The sequence below is a fragment of the Nostocoides sp. genome, assembly GCF_037045025.1.
Lineage (GTDB): Bacteria > Actinomycetota > Actinomycetes > Actinomycetales > Dermatophilaceae > Nostocoides_A.
In genome coordinates, this window is the sequence record NZ_JBAOHM010000011.1 from 712,969 (window position 1) to 732,896 (window position 19,928).

At 68.2% G+C, this 19,928-nt stretch carries 17 protein-coding genes; 9 read left to right on the forward strand and 8 right to left on the reverse strand.

From position 1 onward, the window contains the following. Window positions 1-106: 106 nt before the first annotated feature. The gene (locus V9G19_RS14575; protein WP_462286123.1) at window positions 107-1,054 is read left to right on the forward strand and encodes a tetratricopeptide repeat protein; all 948 of its coding nucleotides are present in this window, start codon (window positions 107-109) and stop codon (window positions 1,052-1,054) included. 15 nt (window positions 1,055-1,069) lie between these two features. Here V9G19_RS14575 and V9G19_RS14580 read toward each other — a convergent pair whose 3' ends face one another. Continuing rightward, window positions 1,070-1,198 (reverse strand): TrkA C-terminal domain-containing protein, encoded by a 129-nt coding sequence (locus V9G19_RS14580; RefSeq protein WP_462286124.1) that lies wholly within the window; start codon window positions 1,196-1,198, stop codon window positions 1,070-1,072. Window positions 1,199-1,432: 234 nt separating this feature from the next. Between V9G19_RS14580 and V9G19_RS14585 the strand changes: the two genes are divergently transcribed. Both V9G19_RS14585 and V9G19_RS14590 read left to right on the forward strand, forming a co-directional pair. Beyond that, the gene (locus V9G19_RS14585) at window positions 1,433-2,176 is read left to right on the forward strand and encodes an esterase family protein (protein WP_462286125.1); all 744 of its coding nucleotides are present in this window, start codon (window positions 1,433-1,435) and stop codon (window positions 2,174-2,176) included. A 49-nt stretch (window positions 2,177-2,225) separates the two neighbouring features. Beyond that, entirely contained in the window at window positions 2,226-3,476 is a 1,251-nt protein-coding gene (locus V9G19_RS14590) for an ATP-grasp domain-containing protein (protein ID WP_462286126.1), read from the forward strand. 9 nt (window positions 3,477-3,485) lie between these two features. Here V9G19_RS14590 and V9G19_RS14595 read toward each other — a convergent pair whose 3' ends face one another. After that, window positions 3,486-4,307, reverse strand: coding sequence for an alpha/beta hydrolase family protein (locus V9G19_RS14595; protein WP_462286127.1), 822 nt, complete (start codon window positions 4,305-4,307; stop codon window positions 3,486-3,488). 35 nt (window positions 4,308-4,342) lie between these two features. Between V9G19_RS14595 and V9G19_RS14600 the strand changes: the two genes are divergently transcribed. Then, window positions 4,343-4,909, forward strand: a complete 567-nt coding sequence (locus V9G19_RS14600; RefSeq protein ID WP_462286128.1) for a PadR family transcriptional regulator — start codon at window positions 4,343-4,345, stop codon at window positions 4,907-4,909. 13 nt (window positions 4,910-4,922) lie between these two features. Here the strand turns inward: V9G19_RS14600 and V9G19_RS14605 are convergent, their stop codons facing one another. Next, window positions 4,923-6,095: a trans-sulfuration enzyme family protein gene (locus tag V9G19_RS14605; protein WP_462286129.1), complete on the reverse strand. Its 1,173-nt coding sequence runs from the start codon at window positions 6,093-6,095 to the stop codon at window positions 4,923-4,925. 110 nt (window positions 6,096-6,205) lie between these two features. Here V9G19_RS14605 and V9G19_RS14610 point away from each other — a divergent pair, with 110 nt between their 5' ends. Next, window positions 6,206-6,685 carry an Lrp/AsnC family transcriptional regulator gene (locus V9G19_RS14610; protein ID WP_462286130.1) on the forward strand — a complete coding sequence of 160 codons (480 nt, stop codon included), beginning with the start codon at window positions 6,206-6,208 and terminating at the stop codon, window positions 6,683-6,685. Window positions 6,686-6,689: 4 nt separating this feature from the next. On the opposite strand, the gene pgm is transcribed toward V9G19_RS14610, so the two are convergent. The 5 genes from pgm to glgX all read right to left on the reverse strand — a co-directional run bounded on the left by pgm (window position 6,690) and on the right by glgX (window position 16,360). Beyond that, entirely contained in the window at window positions 6,690-8,351 is a 1,662-nt protein-coding gene (gene pgm / locus V9G19_RS14615) for a phosphoglucomutase (alpha-D-glucose-1,6-bisphosphate-dependent) (RefSeq protein ID WP_462286131.1), read from the reverse strand. Window positions 8,352-8,464: 113 nt separating this feature from the next. Beyond that, window positions 8,465-10,750 carry a 1,4-alpha-glucan branching protein GlgB gene (gene glgB, locus V9G19_RS14620; RefSeq protein WP_462286132.1) on the reverse strand — a complete coding sequence of 762 codons (2,286 nt, stop codon included), beginning with the start codon at window positions 10,748-10,750 and terminating at the stop codon, window positions 8,465-8,467. Then, entirely contained in the window at window positions 10,747-12,186 is a 1,440-nt protein-coding gene (locus tag V9G19_RS14625) for a maltokinase N-terminal cap-like domain-containing protein (RefSeq protein WP_462286133.1), read from the reverse strand. Before V9G19_RS14625 ends, glgB begins: the two co-directional genes overlap by 4 nt. Window positions 12,187-12,189: 3 nt before the next feature. Beyond that, window positions 12,190-14,271: an alpha-1,4-glucan--maltose-1-phosphate maltosyltransferase gene (locus V9G19_RS14630; RefSeq protein ID WP_462286134.1), complete on the reverse strand. Its 2,082-nt coding sequence runs from the start codon at window positions 14,269-14,271 to the stop codon at window positions 12,190-12,192. A gap of 58 nt (window positions 14,272-14,329) precedes the next feature. Beyond that, window positions 14,330-16,360, reverse strand: a complete 2,031-nt coding sequence (gene glgX, locus V9G19_RS14635; RefSeq protein ID WP_462286135.1) for a glycogen debranching protein GlgX — start codon at window positions 16,358-16,360, stop codon at window positions 14,330-14,332. A 34-nt stretch (window positions 16,361-16,394) separates the two neighbouring features. Between glgX and V9G19_RS14640 the strand changes: the two genes are divergently transcribed. From V9G19_RS14640 to V9G19_RS14655, 4 genes are all read left to right on the forward strand, one after another. Then, on the forward strand, window positions 16,395-16,958 hold the full coding sequence (locus V9G19_RS14640; RefSeq protein WP_462286136.1) for a T3SS (YopN, CesT) and YbjN peptide-binding chaperone 1: 564 nt from the start codon (window positions 16,395-16,397) through the stop codon (window positions 16,956-16,958). Beyond that, window positions 16,955-17,734 carry an enoyl-CoA hydratase/isomerase family protein gene (locus tag V9G19_RS14645; RefSeq protein ID WP_462286137.1) on the forward strand — a complete coding sequence of 260 codons (780 nt, stop codon included), beginning with the start codon at window positions 16,955-16,957 and terminating at the stop codon, window positions 17,732-17,734. Before V9G19_RS14640 ends, V9G19_RS14645 begins: the two co-directional genes overlap by 4 nt. A gap of 325 nt (window positions 17,735-18,059) precedes the next feature. After that, entirely contained in the window at window positions 18,060-18,842 is a 783-nt protein-coding gene (locus V9G19_RS14650; RefSeq protein ID WP_462286138.1) for an electron transfer flavoprotein subunit beta/FixA family protein, read from the forward strand. Between the two features lie 33 nt (window positions 18,843-18,875). Further along, window positions 18,876-19,832, forward strand: coding sequence for an electron transfer flavoprotein subunit alpha/FixB family protein (locus tag V9G19_RS14655; protein WP_462286139.1), 957 nt, complete (start codon window positions 18,876-18,878; stop codon window positions 19,830-19,832). The last annotated feature ends 96 nt before the right edge of the window (window positions 19,833-19,928 follow it).

The following is a 19,928-nucleotide window of genomic DNA, read 5'->3' on the forward strand; positions in this document are numbered from 1 at the left end:
ACCCCAAAAGACACGCTGAGGTCTGCACTTCCGGGTGAAGTCTACTCCCGAGATGCCGACCTCACCGAGAAGTGCAGACCTCGGCGAATCAAGGAGAATGGGCCACATGAGTGACCAGCCCGGTGAACAGACCGTCCCCACTACCGCCACCCGTGGCGCCGTCGACCTGACGAGTCTCGGCGGGGGAGCGTCCCCAGCAACGGGAGCGGCCCAAGCAGGCGCCGGCGCGCCCGCGGAGGCGGGCGGCGATGCGCTGCACGTCCAAGCGAGCGATGCGACCTTCAACGACGCCGTCAACCGCTCGATCCGCGTGCCGGCCGTGCTGGTCGTCGTCTCCACCCGGCTGCCCGAATCCGTCGTCTTCCTCGGCACTGTCGTCGAGGTCGCCCGCACACTCGGCGGGCGGCTGCAGGTCGTCAGCGTCGACGTCGACAGCAACCCCGGTCTGGCGCGCGCCCTGCAGGTGCAATCGGTGCCGATCACCATCGGCCTGGTCCAGGGGCAGGTGCTGCCCATGTTCGCCGGCGCCGTCCCCGCCGACCAGCTCAAGCAGGTATTCGAGGAGTTCCTCGGGCTCGCCGTCCAGCAGAGCGTCACCGGCCGCCTCAACCTGGCCGCCGCCGAGCTCGAGTCCGACGAACTGCCGCCGCTGCACCAGGAGGCGTTCGACGCGATCGAGCGCGGCGACCTCCCAGCCGCGGCGGCGGCATACGAAAAAGCGTTGGCGCAAAACCCGAGCGACACCGACGCCAAGCTTGGACTGGCCCAGGTGCAGTTGCTGACCCGCACCCAAGATGTTGATCCGGCCGCCGCACGGGCAGCGGCGGCTGGCGATCCGAGCGATATCGCCGCGGCGCTCACCGTCGCGGACATCGACCTGCTGGGCGGGCACATCGACGATGCCTTCGCCCGGCTGATCGACCTGGTGCGCAACACGAGCGGGCCGGAGCGAGAGCGGGTCCGCACGCACCTGATCGGGCTCTTCGACGTCGTCGGGAATCACGATGACCGGGTCAAGAAGGCCCGCACCGCGCTGATGTCCGCTCTGTTTTAAGCACGCGGCGGGGTGTCAGTCCCGGTTGGAGAAGGCCTCCACCCGGCGCCGGTCGCCCGCGACGATGACGAGGTCGCCGGCGCGCACCACGGTTTCCGGGGTGGCATGGGTCACATCCTGACCCCGGCCCTTGATCCCGGTCACAGACGGCGCTGGTCGAGGTGAACACGGCGGTGATGAGCGGAGCCGAACCTGGCCCGGCCGTTGCCATCGGCAGCATCAGCAGCACGACCCCGATAGCGTCCGCGACGGCGAAGGCTGCGACCACGACCTGCGAGGGATGCTTCAACACGCGCCGGCGCCGAGTCGGCTGCCCCCAGCCCGCGCCCGTGGTCATGCTCGACAGAATGTCAAAAGCGGATCGTGTTGGATAACCCCATGGGTGAACGCATCGACCTTCCGGTCCCGGGCTGGGATATGTCCTTGGGGGTGGTCCGCCACGGGCATTACGGGCGACCTGTTCTGGTTTTCCCGTCCGAGGCCGGGCGCGCCGAGGACTTCGCCAACAACGGCATGGTGGCGGCGGTCCAAGACCTCGTGGACGCCGGCCGAGTCAGCTTCTTTTGCGTCGACTCCCTTGATGCGTGGACCTGGTCGGCCAAGGAGCACCCGACTGAGGAGCGGGCCCGCCGGCACGGCGCCTACCACGCGTGGTTGGAGCAGCAGGCGCTGCCGTGTATCGCCGAGCAGGTCGGCGGCCGGCAGGAGCTGATCACGCTCGGCGTCTCGATGGGCGCCTACCACGCGGTGCACTTCACGTTGCAGCGCGCCGACATTGCGCCGCTGGCCATCGGGCTGTCGGGCAACTACGACCCGAGCTCGTGGAATGGCTGGGGCGAGATCGGCGACGCGACCTATTTCGCCAACCCGATGTCCTACCTCGCCAACACCAACGGCAGTCACCTCGACTGGCTGCGCGAGCGCGCGTCGATACTGCTCGTGGTCGGTCAGGGCCCCTTCGAGTGGTCGCCCACGAGGTCCTACCCGTCGACGTGCGCCTTTGCCGACGTGCTGCGCGCCAAGGGAATCCGGCACGAACTCGACGTATGGGGCCACGACAGCGCGCACGACTGGCCGTGGTGGCACCGGCAACTCGCCCATCATCTGCCGCGCTTCTGCTAAAGCCCTTCTCTAGCAAATTCCGTCGCTGCCCGTTCAGGAAAGGAACTCGATGCCGACTCAGCGTGACCACCTCATCGGTTTGTTGCTAGGGGCCGAGGAGGATTGGCCGACGGCATTCGAGGCGCTCGCCCGCAGGTTGGGCGTGCTGAGCACTCCCGACGGCGCTCAGCACCGGGTCCGCACCGAGCGCGTGACGATCGAGCCGTTCAACCTGCGCGACCAGCCGCGCCAGGACCTATGCATCGACCGGCTCGCCTACTGGTACTACCACCCCCGGGAGTGGCTGAAGAAGGCCGCACTGTTGGACGACGTCTACCTGCTCAACAGCCCGTTCACCTTCCAGTCGATGGAGAAGCACTCCGCCTATTGCGCCCTGCTGCGGCTGGGGATGAAGGTCCCCGACACCGTGCTGGTTCCCTACAAGAACCCGATCGACAACGCCCGCTGGGCCTACACGTCCTCGAAGTACAACAAGCAATTCGACCTCGCCGCGATCGCCGACGACATGGGGTATCCGCTGTTCATGAAGCCGTTCGACGGCGGCGGCTGGCGCGGGGTCTCCCGGGTGCGAGACCGCGAGGAACTGATGCGCACCTATGACCAATCCGGCGAGATGCTCATGCATCTGCAGGAGTCGATCGACTTCGACGTCTTTGCGCGGGCACTGACGATCGGGCCGGAGACCAAGGTGATGAAGTTCCGGCCCGATGAGCCGATGCACAACCGGTATGAGGTTTCCCACGACTTCCTCAGCCCCGCCGCGGGGCAGGAGGCGATCACGATCTCGCAGACGGTCAACGCCTTCTTCCGCTGGGAGTTCAACTCGTGCGAGATGCTGGTCACGGGGGAGACGATCCACCCGATCGACTACGCCAACGCCTGCCCCGACGTCGCGGTCACCTCGTTGCACTACTACTTCCCGTGGGCGATGACCGCCCTGCTGCGCTGGTCCACCTTCTGCGTTGTCACCGATCGTCTGGCCAAGACCCAGGTCGACACCGCGCCGTGGTTTGCGGTGGCGGACAACGAGGACCTCGACTACGGCGCCAAGCTCGAGGCCTATCAGCGCCTGGCCGACGACCACTTCGAGACCGAGCGCTATCAGGAGTTCTGCGCGACGACTTTGGCGCACGTGGACGAGATGGCCTTCGAGTATGTCTGCTCGACCGAGTTCAAGACGATGCTCGTCTCCACGATCCACCAGACCTACCCGCCGCACGAGTGGGAGCGCTTCGAGGCGCACTTCGGCGGGCTGCTGACCCTGTGGATCGAGGACACCGCCCGGGCGCACCGCGGGTGAGGCGTCCGCTCACGACGTCGGCTTGAGCACCCAATCGAGGACGATCTTGCCGTCCATGCTCGGCTGCGACTCGACGGTGGCATCGCGAGTGAGCATCGTCCAGCCGTGTCCCCCGGCCGCCGCGACATACTTCTTGACCTTGGCGGGGGAGCCCTTGACGGCCTGACGCAGCCGGGCAGGGAAGCTGCCCTGATCGGCCTCGGCGCACATGATCAGCAGGGGGATGGTGGTCGCCTTGGCGGCCTCTTCGGCCTCCGGAACACCCGGCCAGTTCGCTGGCCCGGAGAGATCGACAACGGCGTCGGCCCCCGCCTGCTGGGCCACCCCCAATGCCGTCGACCCGCCGGCAGAGGCACCCATCACGACAACCCGGTCGGCACCCAGCTTCTCCCGTGCCCACGTCACGGCGGCCCCAACCTGCTTCGCAGGATCCTTGGAAACCGTTGGACCACAGCTGGAATCGCCATCTGCGCAGAGGTCCATCGGTGCGGCCGCGATGCCCTTCTCGGCGAGCAGGCGCGCATAGGGCATCGCCCCGCACATGCCGCCCCTCACTTGCGGGAGCATGACGACGACGGTGGGGCCCGTGCCCACGGTCGCAATCGCCAGCGTGCTCTCGGCATCGACTCGGATGCCCTCGATCGTGCCCTCGAAGGGGAAGTGGCAGCGCTCCTCGACGCTGGCTCGGATCTCCTTGATCGGTGGGGTGACAGACGGCCTCGGCGACGTCGCGCTGGCGCTCCCGTCGGACGTGGGGTCATTGGCCGTGCCCCCACATCCGGCGGCGAAGATCACGGCAGTCGCGATGGCGAGGACTCGATGGGGTCGCATATGTCAATAGTGACATATCGGGCTAGGCTGGCGCGATGACGTCGACCCTGGAAGCGGCATTGCTCGGCGTCCTGGCTCGCGGGGAGCACACCGGTTACTCCCTGGCCCGGATGATGGGCCGACCGGTCGGCTACTTCTGGAGCGCCCACCACAGCCAGATCTACGGCGCGCTCGCGTCCTTGGAGGATCGCGCGCTGGTGCGGCATACGGTGATCGAGGGGGCCGGACCACGCCCCACCAAGCGCTATGCGATCACCGCGGCGGGCCTGGATGCGCTGCGTGAGTTCGTCGCCGGCGAGCTGGTCGAGCCGCCCACCCGCGATCTCGAAACCCTCAAAATGTGGTCGATGTGGACGGTCGACCCGGGCAGCGCCCGAGCCCTGGTCGAGCGGGCGTACGCGCGGCACGCCAGCCGGCTCACGGCATACGAAACCGAGCTGGCCGAGGTGAGCGCCGACCCCGACTCGCGGGATCGCACCCACCCGCTCTTTGCCTCCCGCCTGACGCTCGAAGGCGGCGTCCGCAGCCGACGCGCAGCCGTCGACTGGTGCGCCTGGATGCTCGGGGAACTCGCCGTAGCCGAGGGCGCCGAGGCCGATTGAGCCCCGGCCAACCCTAGGGCAGCGCCTGCTCCAGATCGGCGAGCAGGTCGCCGGGGTCCTCCAGGCCGACCGATAGGCGCAGGATGCCGTCATTGGGTTTGGCCTCGTCCGCCACGACGCGGTGGGTCAGGCCGGCCGGATGCTGGATGAGCGAGTCGACGCCCCCGAGGGAGACGGCGTGGGTGATCAGGCGCACCTGTTTGGCGACCGACAGCGCTGCCTCGTAGCCGCCCATCATCTCGAAGGCGACGATCGCACCGGGGCCGGCCAGCTGGCGCCCGATCAAGCCGAGCGGATCCTGGCCCGGCAGCGAGGGGTGCAGGACCCGGCGGATCGCCGGGTGCTCGGCCAGGGCCGCGGCGATCACCGTGGCGCTGTGTTGCTGGCGCTCGACGCGGATCGGCAAGGTGGCCAGGCCGCGGTGGAAGAGATAGGCGGCCAGCGGGTGCAGGATTGCGCCGGTGATCGCCCGGATCGGCCGGACCATCGCGGCAATCTCGGCGTCGCCGACGATCACCCCACCGATCGCATCGCCATGTCCACCAAGGAATTTCGTCGCCGAGTGGAGCACGACCCGGGCGCCGTGCTCGAGCGGGCGCTGCAACACCGGCGTCGCAAAGGTGTTGTCGACGACGACCGGGACATCGCCGGCCGCACGAACCACCGCGGCGATGTCGACCAGGTCCAGCGTCGGGTTGCCGGGGGATTCGAGGATGACCAAGCCGGTGCGTTTGGTGATCGCCTCGGCGACCTCCTCGGCATGGACATAGCTGACCTGCGTCCCGAGCAGGCCGGTGGCAAGCAGGTGGTCGGTGCCGCCGTACAGCGGGCGGATCGCGAGCACGTGCGGCTTGCCCGCCGCCGCCCTGGCGAGCAGCAGCGCCGTGGTCGCCGCCATGCCGCTGGCGAAGGCCACCGCCTCGGCGCCACCCTCGAGCTGCGCGACCCCCTCCTCGAAGCGGGCGACCGTGGGATTCCACAGGCGCGCATAGACCAGCGGGTCACCGGTCTCGGGCCGCCCGCCACCGGCCATCCGGTCGTATGCCGCTCCGCCCGCGACGACATCGGGCAGGGGGTAAGTCGTGGACAGATCGATGGGGAGAGCATGCACCCCGAGGTCGGTCAGGTCCCCCCGTCCCGCATGCACGGCAGTGGTGGCGAGGTGGGGCCGGGACGACGATGTCATTCCGCCAGGGTCGCAGGTGGCGCGGGTGCGGAGGGCGGCTGCGAACATCGTCCCGCGCACACTCCCTCCCGGGGGCCTGAAATCGAAGATACGGGCGGTAAGATCGCTCGATGTCGAAGAATATTCGGGAGTATGCCGAGTTGGACGACGTCGACCGCGCCCTCCTTGCGGCGTTGGTTGCGGACGCCCGGATCGCGAACAACCGTCTTGCCGCGCGCGCCAAGGTGGCACCCTCGACCGCCCTGCTGCGGGTGCGGCAACTGATCGACCGCGGCGTGGTTCGCGGCTTTCACGCCGACCTCGATCCCGAGCGCGTCGGGCGCCCGGTGCAGGCGATCGTCGCCATCCGGCTGCGCGCCCACGATCGCCGGCACATCGACACCTTCACGGCCACCGTCTCCCGGCTACCCGAGGTGATCCAGAGCTTCCACGTCGCCGGGGACGACGACTACCTCTTGCACGTCGCCGTCCCGTCGGCCAGCGCCCTGCGGGACTGGATTCTGGACAAGGTCACGACCAACCCGGCCGTGGCCCACAGCCGCACATCCTTGGTGTTCGGCCACGAGCCGGGACACCCTGGACCGCTGTGAACCTCTAGCCCAGGGCGGCGCCGACCACGTCCTTGGCCTCGGCCTGCACCTGGGCCAGGTGGTCTGGGCCCTTGAAGGACTCGGCATAGATCTTGTAGACGTCCTCGGTGCCGCTCGGACGGGCGGCGAACCAGGCCGACTCGGTGACCACCTTGAGCCCCCCGATCTTGGCGCCATTGCCCGGCGCCTCGGTCAGCTTCGCCGTGATCGGTTCGCCGGCAAGGGTTTCCGCGGCGACGTCCGCGGGGGATAGAGCCCCGAGCTTGGCCTTTTGCTCCCTGTTGGCCGGCGCGTCGATCCGGGCGTATGCCGGGCTGCCGTGCTTGGCGGTCAACTCGGCATACAGCTGGCTGGGGCTCTTGCCGGTCTTGGCCTGGATCTCGGAGGCAAGCAAGGCCAAGATGATGCCGTCCTTGTCGGTCGTCCACACGGTCCCATCGAAGCGCAGGAAGGACGCGCCCGCGGACTCCTCCCCACCGAAGGGTCCGGAGCCGTCGAGCAGGCCGGGCACGAACCACTTGAACCCGACCGGCACTTCGACGAGCCGCCGGCCGAGATCCTCGGCGACCCGGTCGATCATCGAACTGGAGACGAGGGTCTTGCCAATGAACCCGTCCCCTCGCCAGCCCGCCCGTGCGCCGCCATAGAGATACTGAATCGCCACCGCGAGATAGTGATTCGGGTTCATCAAGCCGGCGTCCGGGGTGACGATGCCATGGCGGTCGGAGTCGGCGTCATTGCCGGTGGCGATCTGATACGTCTCCCGCTGGGCGATCAGGCTCGCCATCGCATTGGGCGAGGAGCAGTCCATCCGGATCTTGCCGTCCCAGTCGAGCGTCATGAACCGCCAGGTCGCATCGACGAGCGGGTTGACGACGGACAGGTCCAACCCGTGGGCTTCGGCGATCGCTCCCCAGTAGTCGACGGCGGCGCCGCCGAGCGGATCGGCGCCGATGCGGATACCGGCGTCCTTGATCGCGGCCAGATCGACGACATTGGGCAGATCGGCGACATAGATGCCCATGAAGTCGTAGGACTGCGCGGCCTGCCGGGCCCGGGCAAATGGGATTCGCTTGACCCCAGCAAGGCCCGCCTTGATGTAGGCATTGGCCGCCGCGGCAATGGTCTTGGTGGCGTCGGTGTCGGCGGGGCCACCGTGCGGCGGGTTGTACTTGAAGCCGCCGTCGGTCGGCGGGTTGTGCGACGGCGTGACGACGATCCCGTCGGCGAGACCGATGCCCGCGGGAAGGTCGTCAACGCCGCCGATCTTGCCGCGGTTGGCGGTCAAAATCGCATGCGAGACAGCGGGAGTCGGCGTGTAGCGGTCGGCCGAGTCGACGAGGACCGTGACATCATTGGCGGCGAGCACCTCCAAGGCCGACGCCCACGCCGGCTCGGACAAGCCGTGCGTGTCCCGCCCGATGAACAGGGGTCCGTCGAAGCCCTGCTCGCGCCGGTAGTCCACGATCGCCTGGGTCGTGGCCAGGATGTGGTCCTCGTTGAACGACGTCTTGAGCGAGGACCCGCGATGGCCCGAGGTTCCGAAGGCGACCTGCTGGTCGATGTTCTCGGGGTCGGGCTTGTCCACGTAATACGAGGTGATCAGGTGGGGGACATCGACGAGATCGGACGGCTGGGCGGGCTGACCGGCGCGAGGGTTGTTCATGCGTGTCATCCTTGCACTGACCGCTCTCGAACGGGACCCCGAGTCGGATCTGCCTGCTCTCTGCCAAAGCTCGGGCCGATGTCGCCGCTGCGCACCGGGCCCGGCGTGGCGCGTCAGCCGCTGCGGGGTGCGTCCTTCGACGAGGCGACGATCTCCGGCGGGGCAACGGACACGGCCGCTGGCGCCTCGACCGATGCCGGTTCGTCGCGCTTGGGCGCGAGATAGATCGCCGAGAGCTTTTGGACGAAAATCGTTGCGCTGTAGGGCTGATTGTCCCAGGGTTGGCCCTGCGCGGTGATCGTGACCCCGGCCTGGCTGGGAGAGCCGTACTCGTCGAAGCCCGAGGTGTCGAGGACAACGTCCCACTCTCCGGCATACGGCAAGCCGATGCGCATCCCGTCGCGCGGGTCGCCGCCGAAGTTGATCACCGCCACCACCGCACTATTGCCACCGCGATCCTGTTGCCCGAACCGGACATAGGACAAGGTGTTGCCGCCATGGTCGTGCGGGTTGAGCCACTCGAACCCGGCCGGGCTGCTGTCTTGCGCCCACAGCGCCTCGTGGCTGCGGTAGATCTCGTTGAGTTCCTTGACGAGGTTGTGCACCCGGTAGTGCGCCGCGTGATCGAGCAGCCACCAGTCCAGCGAGCGCCCATCGGCCCACTCGCTCGGCTGGGCGAACTCGCACCCCATGAACAGCAGCTGCTTGCCGGGGTGGCTCCAGATGTAGGCGAGATAGGCGCGCAGGGTCGCCAGCTGGTCATAGCGGTGGCCGGGGATCTTGCCGAGCAGCGAGCCCTTGCCGTGCACGACCTCGTCGTGGCTGATCGGCAGGATGTAGTTCTCGCTGTAGGCGTACATGAGGGAGAACGTCAGCAGGTTGTGGTGGTACTGCCGATAGATCGGGTCGCGCTGCAGATAGCGCAGCGTGTCGTTCATCCACCCCATATTCCACTTGAAGCCGAAGCCGAGACCCCCGGTCGAGGTCGCCTTGGTGACCCCGGGCCAGGAGGTTGACTCCTCGGCGACCGTGACGACGCCCGCAGACCGCTTGTAGGCCGTCGCGTTCGCCTCCTGCAGCATGCCGATCGCTTCGATGTTCTCCCGGCCGCCGTATTGGTTGGGCAGCCACTCGCCGCTGCGCCGGGAGTAGTCGAGATAGAGCATGGAGGCGACCGCGTCGACGCGCAAGCCGTCGATGTGGAACTCCTCCAGCCAGTAGGAGGCGTTGGCGACCAGGAAGTTGCGCACCTCCTTGCGGCCGAAGTCGAAAATGTGTGTGCCCCAGTCGGGCTGGTCGCCCCGGCGCGGGTCGGCGTGTTCATAGAGCGCCAGCCCGTCGAAGCGGGCCAAGGCCCATTCGTCGCGGGGGAAGTGGGCCGGCACCCAGTCGAGGATGACGCCGATCCCGGCCTGATGGAGCTTGTCGACGAGATACTTGAAGTCATCGGGGGTGCCGAAGCGCGCCGTCGGCGCAAAGTAGCCGGTCACCTGATAGCCCCACGACGGACCGAACGGGTGCTCCATGACCGGCAAGAACTCGACATGCGTGAAGCCGAGATCGGCGACGTAGTTGACCAGGTGCTCGGCCAACTCGACATACGAGAGCCCGTGCCGCCAGGAGCCAAGATGGACCTCGTAGATGCTCATCGGCCCGGTATGCGGGTTGTGGGTGTGCTTCTTCTCCTCCCACTCCGCGTCCTGCCACGCGTACTTGCTGTCGTGGACGACCGACCCGGACCGCGGGGGGGTCTCGGTGCGCCGGGCCATCGGGTCGGCCTTGTCGCGCTCGACGTCGTCGGCGCCGCGGATGCGGAACTTGTAGGTGGCTCCCGGGCCGACGTCGGGGACGAACAGCTCCCAGATTCCGGAGTTGCCGAGCAACCGCATCGGGTGGGCACGGTTATCCCACCCGTTGAAATCGCCCACCACATATACCGACTTGGCCCGAGGAGCCCACACCGAGAAGGATGTTCCGGTCACCGAGCCAAGCGGACCGTCGTAGGTGCGCACGTGCGCGCCGAGCACCTGCCACAGCTGCTCGTGCCGACCCTCGTTGAACAGGAACCGGTCGATCTCACCGACGGTCGGCGCGAAGCGATACGGATCGTCGGCCTCGTGAACGACACCATCACCCCAGGCGGTCCGCACTCGGTAGTCCATCGCTGCCGTCGTCCCGGGGCGCAAACCACTCCAGACGCCGTCGGACTCGTGCACCAGGTCGAGGAGTTCGCCGTCCTCGAAACGCACCTGGACCGACTCGGCCAACGGACGTAGCACGCGGATCCGCAGGCCGTCCTCTTCCAGGTGCTGGCCGAGCAGGTCATGCGGCTGCTGATGGCGGCCATTGGCCAACGACCATCGTGCTCCTGGCAGGGCGCTGGGGGGAGTGGGGCTCACGGGAGTTCCTCCTTGGTGGCATCCGTGTGGGGCAGGAGCCGATCGAGTGCGGCGAGTGGAATCCCGACCCACGTCGGGCGATTACGGGTCTCATAGACAACTTCGTACAGAGCCTTGTCCACGAGATAGGCGCCGAGCAAGGGACCCGCGGTGCGCGGATCCGAGCCGGCGCGAGCGGCATACCCGGCGACGAAGGCGTCTTGGGCGGCGGCCACCCAGGCGCGCGCCGAGAAGCCGCGAGTCTCCTGCTCCAGCGAACCGCCCGCGTAGTCGAAGGACCGCAGCATTCCGGCGACATCGCGCATCGTCTGGTCGGTGCGGTTGCGCTCGGCGAGCGGCCGCAACGGCTCGCCCTCGAAGTCGAGCAGCACCCAGCCGCGGCCCGGGACCAACAACACCTGGCCGAGGTGGAAGTCGCCGTGAATGCGTTGGAAGGGTGGCCAATCGGCCTGCTCCGCCGCCGTGAAAATCGCTTCCACCGCGTCCGTATGCCGCGCCAGCTGCGGGCACTCGGCCAGCGCCGCGGCCAGCCGCGCCCGCATGCCGGCCAGGGTTTCGCCGATGCGGCCGGCGTCGGCCGGCTCGGTCGGCAACTGGGCCGCGAGCACCTCGTGCACCTCCGCGGTGGCGTCGCCCAGCAACCGAGCCTGGTCGGTGAAATCGCTTCCGGTCCGAGCGGCGAGCAGCGCCTCCCGCCAGGCGTCCTGGGCTCCGGGAAGGAACTCCTGGGCCAAGGCGAAATGCCCATGGGCGCTCGGCCCGCCGTCGGGCGCCGGCCAGGACCCACTGATCGAGCCCAGGCTCGCGGGGACCCGCGTGCTTCCCGCCGCCGCCAGCGTCCCTTGGACCACGACATCCGGGTTGTCACCGTCGGCCAGTGTGCGAAAGACCTTGATGATCACTGGCCGTTCGCCACCCGCGCCGTCGGCGGCAACCGCGATGATCGAGGTGTTGGACTGCTCGCCGGTCAACACCCGCGAGCTGATCAGCCGCAGGGTCTCGCCCGTTGTCGCGATCCCGGCGATGTCCGGGTCCACGGCATCCGATTCGGCGCTGGATGCCGCCCGGACCTGACCGGTCGCCAGCGCGAACAGCTCGCCGGCATAGACCGGGTCGTGCGGAGCGTCATAGACCCAGCGGGTGCCGAGGACCGAGTGCTCGACGACGCCGATCAGCGCAGGTTCGAGGGTCGGCTCCGGTGCGCCGCGATAGGTGAGCGGCACCTGATAGACCGTCGGCGGCGTGCTCGCGTCGTCGGCGACGATAACCGTCTCGATCCCGACCTGCCCGCCCCGATCGTCCAACCGCCAGGACGAGAGCCGGCGCAGCCTCGGGGAGCGGCCCTTTGCGGCATACCAGCGCTGCTCGGCGATCCAGCCGGAGATCACCTCCAGCTTGCTGGGGATGATCGTGGCGTCGGGATGGAGGATGGCCAAGGTTCAAGGCCTCCGCACCGCGACGATGTGCACCGGCTCCCATTCCGGGCCGAGGCGCACGTAGTTGTGCTCCCACCACGTCCAGGTCTCGCCGGTGATCAGGTCGTGGGCCTCGAAGCTGTCCGGCCAGTCCATGCCGAGCACCGGCATGTCAAGCCGGACCATCGAGCTGCGGGTGCTGTGCGGGTCGAGGTTGGCGACGACGATGATGATGTCCTCGCTGCCGTCGGGCAGCCGGCGTGCCTTGGAGAAGCACAGCATGTTCTCGTCGTCGACATGGTGGAAGCGCAGGTTGCGCAGCCAGCGCAGTGCCGGGTGCGCCTTGCGGATGGCATTGATCGTGGTGAGGTAGCCGGCGAGGGACTGCCCCTCCTTCGGCCCGCCCGGCTCGTAGTCCGCCCAGCGGCGGTCCTTAAACTGGTACTTCTCGTTGTCGATCTGCTCCTCGGCGCCGGGACGGGCGACGTGCTCCATGAGTTCGTAGCCGGCGTAGATGCCGTAGGTGGGCACGAGCGTCGCGGCCAGAGCGGCCCGCAGCTTCCACGCCGCCAGCCCGCCGAACTGCATATAGGGCGTGAGGATGTCGTGCGTGGTCGGCCAGAACGACGGCCGCATGTATGCCGCGCTCTCCCCGGCGAGTTCGGTGCAGTAGTCCCGGAGTTCGCCCGCGCCATTGCGCCAGGCGTAGTAGGTGTAGCTCTGTTGGAAGCCGACCTTGGCGAGCAGGTGCATCATCGCCGGCTTGGTGAACGCCTCGGCGAGCCAGATGACGTCCGGGTGCTCCTTGGCTACGTCCTGAATCAGCCACTGCCAGAACTGAACCGGCTTGGTGTGCGGGTTGTCGACGCGGAAGATCTTGATGCCGTGGTCGATCCACACCTGGATGACGCGACGCACCTCCGCATAGGCCCCGCTCGGGTCGTTGTCGAAGTTCAGCGGATAGATGTCCTGATACTTCTTCGGCGGGTTCTCGGCATACGCGATCGTGCCGTCGGCGCGCCGGGTGAAGAACTCGGGATGGCTGCTCACCCAGGGGTGATCGGGGGAGGCCTGCAAGGCGATGTCGATCGCCACCTCCAGTCCGTTGCGCTCGGCCTCGGCGACGAACTCATCGAGGTCGTCGAAGGTCCCGAGTTCGGGGTGGATCGCGTCGTGGCCACCGTCGGGCGAGCCGATGGCATACGGGCTGCCCGGGTCGTGCGGGCCGGCGCCCAGGGTGTTGTTGGGGCCCTTGCGTGCAGCCCGGCCGATCGGGTGGATCGGGGTCAGATAGATGACGTCGAAACCCATCGCCGCGATGGCCGGCAGTCGTTTGGCCGCGGTCACCAAGGTCCCCGACACCCACGCCTCGGTGTTAGTGTCGTAGTAGCAGCCCTCGGAGCGGGGGAAGAACTCATACCACGCGCCATATAGCGCGCGCTCGCGCTCGACGAGCAGGGGGTAGTCGGGGCTCGGGCTGACCATGTCGCGCAGCGGCAGCCGCGACATTTCCTCCCGCACTGCCCGGTCTAGCCCGGCGCTCAGGCGGGTGGTCACCGACCGGTCGGTGTCGGCGAGCACGCTGGCGGCGTCATCGAGCAGCAGGCGGCCGTCACCGCTTCGCCCCGGCTGCTCGGCCGCGCGTTCGAGCAACAGCGCGCCCTCGGTGAGCATGAGTTCGACATCGACGCCGGCGGCGACCTTGATGCTCGCGTCGTGTTCCCACGTGCCGTAGGGGTCCGACCACCCCTCGACCCGATAGGTCCAATTCCCCGGGTAGCTCGCCGTCACCTCGGCGACCCAATGGTTGAGGCCGGGGTTGATGCACTCCATCGGGATGAGCGTCTGCTGGCCGTCGGGTGCGGTGAGCACGACGGTGGCGTTGACCGCGTCGTGGCCCTCACGCAAGACCGTCGCATCGAGCGTGAACGTTTCGTCGACGACGGCCTTGGCCGGGCGCAGGCCGTGGTCGATGACCGGGCGGACATCCTGGACGGGTATCCGGCCGACCGGCACCTGCGGCGGCGTTGACACCGGGAGGGTGGGGGCCGGAGCGGGCGGCCGCTTGTCGTGCGGGCGGTCGGACAGTGGGGGCGACGCAGTCACGGTTCCACGCTATCGCTTGGGCTCCCGAGGCGAGGAGCCGACGGACGGGGGAGCAGGGTCACGCTGGGGGATCGCATCCCCAGACCTGGATGCTGCAGGCAGCGACGTGGACCGGGCCCGGATCGCGCATCTCCACGTCGCTGACCGGGGATTCGAGCGCGCTGTCCCACAGCAGGTGGTAGGCGGGCCCGTTGGGGGGTGGCGGCAGGACGACCATCCGCTCGGTGACTGCGCCGTTGAAGACGAGCAGGACACTGGTCCGATCCCGCTGCGGGCCGCTCAACAGCATTTGCAGCACCGTGCCAGACGGATCCTCCCAATGGGCCGCCGTCATCGGCTCGCCGTCCCCGCCATACCAGGAAACATCCGCCGGCCCACCGTCGGTGACCGACTCGCCGGTAAGGAAGTGCCGCTGCCGAAGGACCGGCAGTTGCCGGCGCAGCGACGTCAAGTGCTCGACGGTGGCGAGCAAGGCCCGCTGCCACGGCTTGTGCTGCCAGTTCAACCAGGTCAGCTCGTTGTCCTGACAATAGGGGTTGTTGTTGCCCCGCTGGGTGCGCCCGAACTCATCGCCGGCGTTGATCATCGGCACCCCGTGGGCCAGCAGGAGCGTGCCGAGCAGGTTGCGGATCGTCTGGCGGCGCCGGTCGAGGATGTGCTGATCGTCGGTGGGGCCTTCGATGCCGTGGTTCCACGACCGATTGTGCGAGCTGCCGTCACGATTGCCCTCGCCGTTGGCCTCGTTGTGTTTTTCGTTGTAGGCCGTCAGGTCGGCCATCGTGAAGCCGTCGTGCGCGGTCACGAAGTTGACCGAGGCGATCGGTCCCCGGCCAGAGAAGAAATCCTCCGAGCCGGCCAGGCGGGTTGCCAGGTGCCGGACGCCGTGACCGCGATGGTGGTGGGCCCGCGCCGCGACATCGGTCAGCCAGAAGGTGCGCACGTCGTCGCGGAATCGATCGTTCCACTCGGCGAACGGCGGCGGGAACTGCCCGGTGCGCCAGCCGTGTGGGCCGACGTCCCATGGCTCGGCGATCAACTTGCACGTGGATAGCACAGGGTCGGTGCGGACGGCGACGAGGAAGGGATGGTCGCGGTCAAAGGCGTGGTCCTTGCCGCGGGCCAGGGCGACCGCCAGGTCGAAGCGGAATCCGTCGACGTGGCAGTCCTGCACCCAATAGCGCAGCGAGTCCAGGACGAGCCGGATCACCTCGGGATGACTGAGGTCGAGGGTATTGCCGCAGCCGGAGAAGTCGACGTCGCGCCCGGCGCCGTCGAGCCGGTAGTAGGTGCGATTGTCCAGCCCGCGCCAGGACAGCGTCCGCCCGTCCCGCACCCCCTGCTCGGCGGTGTGGTTGTAGACAACATCGAGCAGCACCTCGATGCCGGCACGGTGCAGCAGCTTGACCATGCCCTTGAACTCATCGACCACGCCCTGGGGGTCGCGCGCGGCGGCCAAGCGGGGCTCCGGGGCAAAAAAGCCGAGCGTGTTGTAACCCCAGTAGTTGCCCAGCCCGCGGCTGGTGAGGTGCTCCTCACTCGCGCTCGCGTGAACCGGAAGGAACTCGACCGCGGTGACACCGAGCCGGCGCAAGTGCTCGACGACCACGGGGTGAGCCAGACCGGCATACGTGCCGCGCAGGTGAGGCGGAACGTCCGGGTGGCGCATCGTCATCCCCCGCACGTGCATCTCGTAGATCACCGTGTCGGACCACGAGCGGTGCAGGCGCTGGTCGCCCTCCCAGTCGAAGGCCTCCGAGATCACGACCCCGAGGCCGCGCTCGTCGATCGCGCGGGCATAGGGATCCAGCAGCGGAATGTCCGGGTCGTAATGCAGGCCACTGGCGGGGTTGTGCGGTCCGGAGGCGTGCACGGCATACCGCTGACCGGGCAGGACTCCGTCGAGCAACCCCCACCACCAGCCGTGGGCGCGATCGGTCAGCGGATAGCGGCGCTCGCCAGGCATCCCGTCGCCGTTCTGGACAACCACCGTGACGGCGTCGGCGTTCTCGGCGAAGACAGCGAACTGCGCGCCACCCGCGACCAGATGCATGCCCGGCGACGGCGGCAGGTCGCGAGACAACGCAGACATGAGGGGTAGCCTACGCAGAGGTAGCGTTGGCCGTATGACAGATCCCACAGCCCTACCCAATCTCCCCGGTTTTGGCGGCAACCCGCCGCCCACCGCCCCGGAGCAACCGCCCTTGCGTGACCGGGTCGTGGCGGCCCTGAAGGAACTGGACCTGACGCCCGACGTCGACCAGGACGGCGATGTGGCCTTCGTCTTCCAGGACCAGCAGATGTTTATCAGGGCCACCGAGGAGGACGCCGAGATCGTTCGCGTCTTCGGGCAGTGGCGCCTGGTCGCGCCCGTCCCCGAGGACCGCCTGGAGCGCCTTGAGGTCTGCAATGACGTCAACGTCGCCTTCAACGTCGTCAAGACGGCCCTGGCCGACGAGACGCTGCTCGTGACCTCCGAGCATCTGCTGCCCCAGGGTGCCGATCTGCGGGGACTCTTCAGCATCACGATCCCGCTCGTTCTGCACGCTGTTGGCCTGTGGCACCAGCGCGCCCTCGGCGAGGCCGGCCCGGATATGCCGCTGGCCGACGACTCCGGTCCGCAGCCCCTCTCGGGCCAGCCCGGATCGGCGTTCGGACTCAATGGCGGCCAGCAGGGGGCGGGATCATGAGCGAATTCGTGCGCGTCGAGGTCGAGGACGGCATCGGCACCATCCGGTTGGACCGGCCCAAGATGAACGCGCTCAACCTGCAGGTGCAGGCCGAGCTGGGCCAGGCCGCCGCCGAGGTGAGCGAGCGTGACGACATCGCCGCCGTCATCGTCTATGGCGGCGAACGCGTCTTCGCCGCCGGCGCGGACATCAAGGAAATGGAGGCGATGTCCTTCGTCGACATGGCCAAGGCTTCGGTCGGGTTGCAGGCGTTCACGCGAGCGCTGGCCGCCATCCCCAAGCCCACGGTTGCGGCGATCACCGGGTATGCCCTCGGCGGCGGCTGCGAGGTCGCCCTGGCGTGCGACTTCCGCATCGCGGCCAACGACGCCACCCTCGGCCAGCCCGAGATCCTCCTCGGCATCATCCCCGGTGCAGGCGGCACCCAGCGCCTGGCCCGGCTCGTCGGGCCGGCCAAGGCCAAGGACCTCGTGTTCAGCGGCCGGTTCGTCAGCGCCCAGGAGGCCCTCGACATCGGCCTGGTCGACGAACTCGCCGAACCCGACCAGGTCTACGCCGTCGCCCGCGAGCGGATGTCCCGCTATGTCGGCGGCGCCGCGATCGCGTTGCGCGCGGCCAAGGAAGCCATCGACAAGGGCCTGGACGTCGACCTGCAGACCGGCCTGGACATCGAACGCATGCTGTTCGCCTCGCTGTTCGCGACGCAGGACCGGGCCGAGGGGATGGCCTCGTTCGTCGCGAACGGGCCTGGGAAGGCGAGGTTTAGCGGACGCTAGGACCCGCGGTCTTCGGTGGGCTTGCAGCTCGCGCGGCAGGTATGCCGCGCTCGCTCGTGCGTCGCACTCGCTTCGTGTGTCTCACTCCGCTTTCACGTGGTGCGTTTCTGCTTCGACCTGGAGACAACTCGCATTGCCGTCCCGTCGTGCACTCACTCGTGAGGGTGGGGTTCGTGGGCTGCGGCGCGCGTGGGTCGGGCGGGAAAGGGGGCGTGTTGGGTATCACGTTGGAGGGCCGGGATGGGGCCCGGTGGGGCTGAGAGGATGGTTCGAGCCATAAGCGCCCCGATGCGGGTGCCCGAAGGGACAGGATGAGAACAGCGATATGAACATCGTGGTTTGTGTCAAGTACGTGCCGGACGCACAGGCCGAGCGCGGCTTCGAGGACGACTTCACGACCGACCGGGTGGGCGTGGACGGGCTGCTGTCCGAGCTCGATGAGTACGCCGTGGAGGAGGCGCTCAAGCTCGCCGAGGGCAGCGACGGCGGCGAGGTGACGGTCTTAACGATCGGGCCCGAGGCCGCTGCGGACGCCATCAAGAAGGCCCTGCAGATGGGCGCCGACAAGGGCATCCACGTCAGCGACGAGGCGATCGCCGGCAGCGATGCCTTCGGCACGTCACTTGTGCTGGCCGAGGCGATCAAGAAGGTCGGCACCCCCGACCTGGTGCTCGCCGGCATGTCGTCCACCGACGGCTCGATGGGCGTCCTGCCGGCCATGCTCGCCGAACGGCTTGGTCTGCCGCAGGTGACGATGGCGGCCGAGATCACCGTCGCCGACGGCAAGATCACCGCCCGCCGCGACGGCGACGCGGCCAGCGAGACGATCGCCGCCTCGCTGCCCGCCCTGGTTTCGGTCACCGACCAGATCAACGAGCCGCGCTACCCCTCGTTCAAGGGGATCATGGCCGCCAAGAAGAAGCCGGTCGAGACGTGGAGCCTGGCCGACCTGGGCGTCGACCCGGGCAGCGTCGGGCTCGCCGGCGCCTACACCGCGGTTGTCGGTGTCACCAAGCGGCCCCCGCGTGAGCAGGGCGAGATCGTCACCGACGAGGGTGACGGTGGCACCAAGCTCGCCGCGTTCCTGTCCGCCCGCAAGTTCATCTGATCCGGCCGATCCGACACGAAAGGAATACCCACTATGTCTGATGTCTTCGTGCTGGTCGACCACGCCAATGGTCAGGTCCGCAAGACCACGTCCGAGTTGCTCACCATGGCCGCCCGTCTGGGCACCCCGGTGGCCGTCTATGTCGGCTCCGGGGTCGAGGACGCCAAGGAGAGCCTGGCCAAGTTCGGTGCCGGTCGCATCTTTGTGATGGACAACGCCGATATCACCGGTCACCTCGTGGCCCCGCAGGCCGAGTTCCTCGCCGCCTTGGCCAAGAAGTTCCAGCCCGCCGCCATCCTCATTCCGGCCAACCCCGCCGGCAAGGAGATCGCTGCCCGCTTGGCGATCAAGCTCGATTCCGGGCTGATCACCGACGCCGTCGACGTCCAGCCGGGCGAGGGCGGGGTCGAGACCACACAGTCGGTCTTCGCCGGCAGCTACACCGTGACGGCCAAGGTCACCAAGGGCACACCGATCATCGCGGTCAAGCCCAACTCGGCTGCGCCCCAGGAAAACCCGGCCGACGCCCAGGTTGTTCCGGTCAACTTGACGATCAGCGACGGCGCCAAGGGCGCCCAGATCACCGACTCCAAGGAGAAGGTCGCCAGCGGGCGGCCGGAGCTCAACGAGGCGGCGATCATCGTGTCCGGCGGTCGTGGCACGGGCGGTGACTTCTCACCTGTCGAGGCACTCGCCGACTCGCTCGGCGCCGCCGTCGGCGCCTCCCGGGCCGCGGTCGACGCCGGCTGGTATCCGCATACGACCCAGATCGGCCAGACCGGCAAGCAGGTCAGCCCGCAGCTGTATGTCGCCGCCGGGATCTCCGGCGCGATCCAGCACCGCGCCGGCATGCAGACGTCCAAGACGATCGTCGCGATCAACAAGGACCCCGAGGCCCCGATCTTCGAGTTGGTCGACTTCGGCGTCGTCGGCGACCTCTTCCAGGTGCTGCCGCAGACCACGGACGCGGTCCAGGCCGCCAAGCACTGAGCCCGGCCGGCGAGGAACTTCTGCTAGCAGAGGTTCCTCGCTGGGCTACAGGGTGCTAGTTAGGTGGACCTTGACGACCCTGCGCTAAGTCGACCC

Bases quoted from the DNA above. Each gene is read 5' to 3' on its own strand.
- V9G19_RS14575 (WP_462286123.1), top strand. From the start codon at position 107: ATGAGTGACCAGCCCGGTGAACAGACCGTCCCCACTACCGCCACCCGT.
- V9G19_RS14585 (WP_462286125.1), top strand. From the start codon at position 1,433: ATGGGTGAACGCATCGACCTTCCGGTCCCGGGCTGGGATATGTCCTTG.
- V9G19_RS14590 (WP_462286126.1), top strand. From the start codon at position 2,226: ATGCCGACTCAGCGTGACCACCTCATCGGTTTGTTGCTAGGGGCCGAG.
- V9G19_RS14595 (WP_462286127.1), bottom strand. From the start codon at position 4,307: ATGCGACCCCATCGAGTCCTCGCCATCGCGACTGCCGTGATCTTCGCC.
- V9G19_RS14600 (WP_462286128.1), top strand. From the start codon at position 4,343: ATGACGTCGACCCTGGAAGCGGCATTGCTCGGCGTCCTGGCTCGCGGG.
- V9G19_RS14605 (WP_462286129.1), bottom strand. From the start codon at position 6,095: ATGACATCGTCGTCCCGGCCCCACCTCGCCACCACTGCCGTGCATGCG.
- V9G19_RS14610 (WP_462286130.1), top strand. From the start codon at position 6,206: ATGTCGAAGAATATTCGGGAGTATGCCGAGTTGGACGACGTCGACCGC.
- pgm (WP_462286131.1), bottom strand. From the start codon at position 8,351: ATGAACAACCCTCGCGCCGGTCAGCCCGCCCAGCCGTCCGATCTCGTC.
- glgX (WP_462286135.1), bottom strand. From the start codon at position 16,360: ATGTCTGCGTTGTCTCGCGACCTGCCGCCGTCGCCGGGCATGCATCTG.
- V9G19_RS14640 (WP_462286136.1), top strand. From the start codon at position 16,395: ATGACAGATCCCACAGCCCTACCCAATCTCCCCGGTTTTGGCGGCAAC.
- V9G19_RS14645 (WP_462286137.1), top strand. From the start codon at position 16,955: ATGAGCGAATTCGTGCGCGTCGAGGTCGAGGACGGCATCGGCACCATC.
- V9G19_RS14650 (WP_462286138.1), top strand. From the start codon at position 18,060: ATGAACATCGTGGTTTGTGTCAAGTACGTGCCGGACGCACAGGCCGAG.
- V9G19_RS14655 (WP_462286139.1), top strand. From the start codon at position 18,876: ATGTCTGATGTCTTCGTGCTGGTCGACCACGCCAATGGTCAGGTCCGC.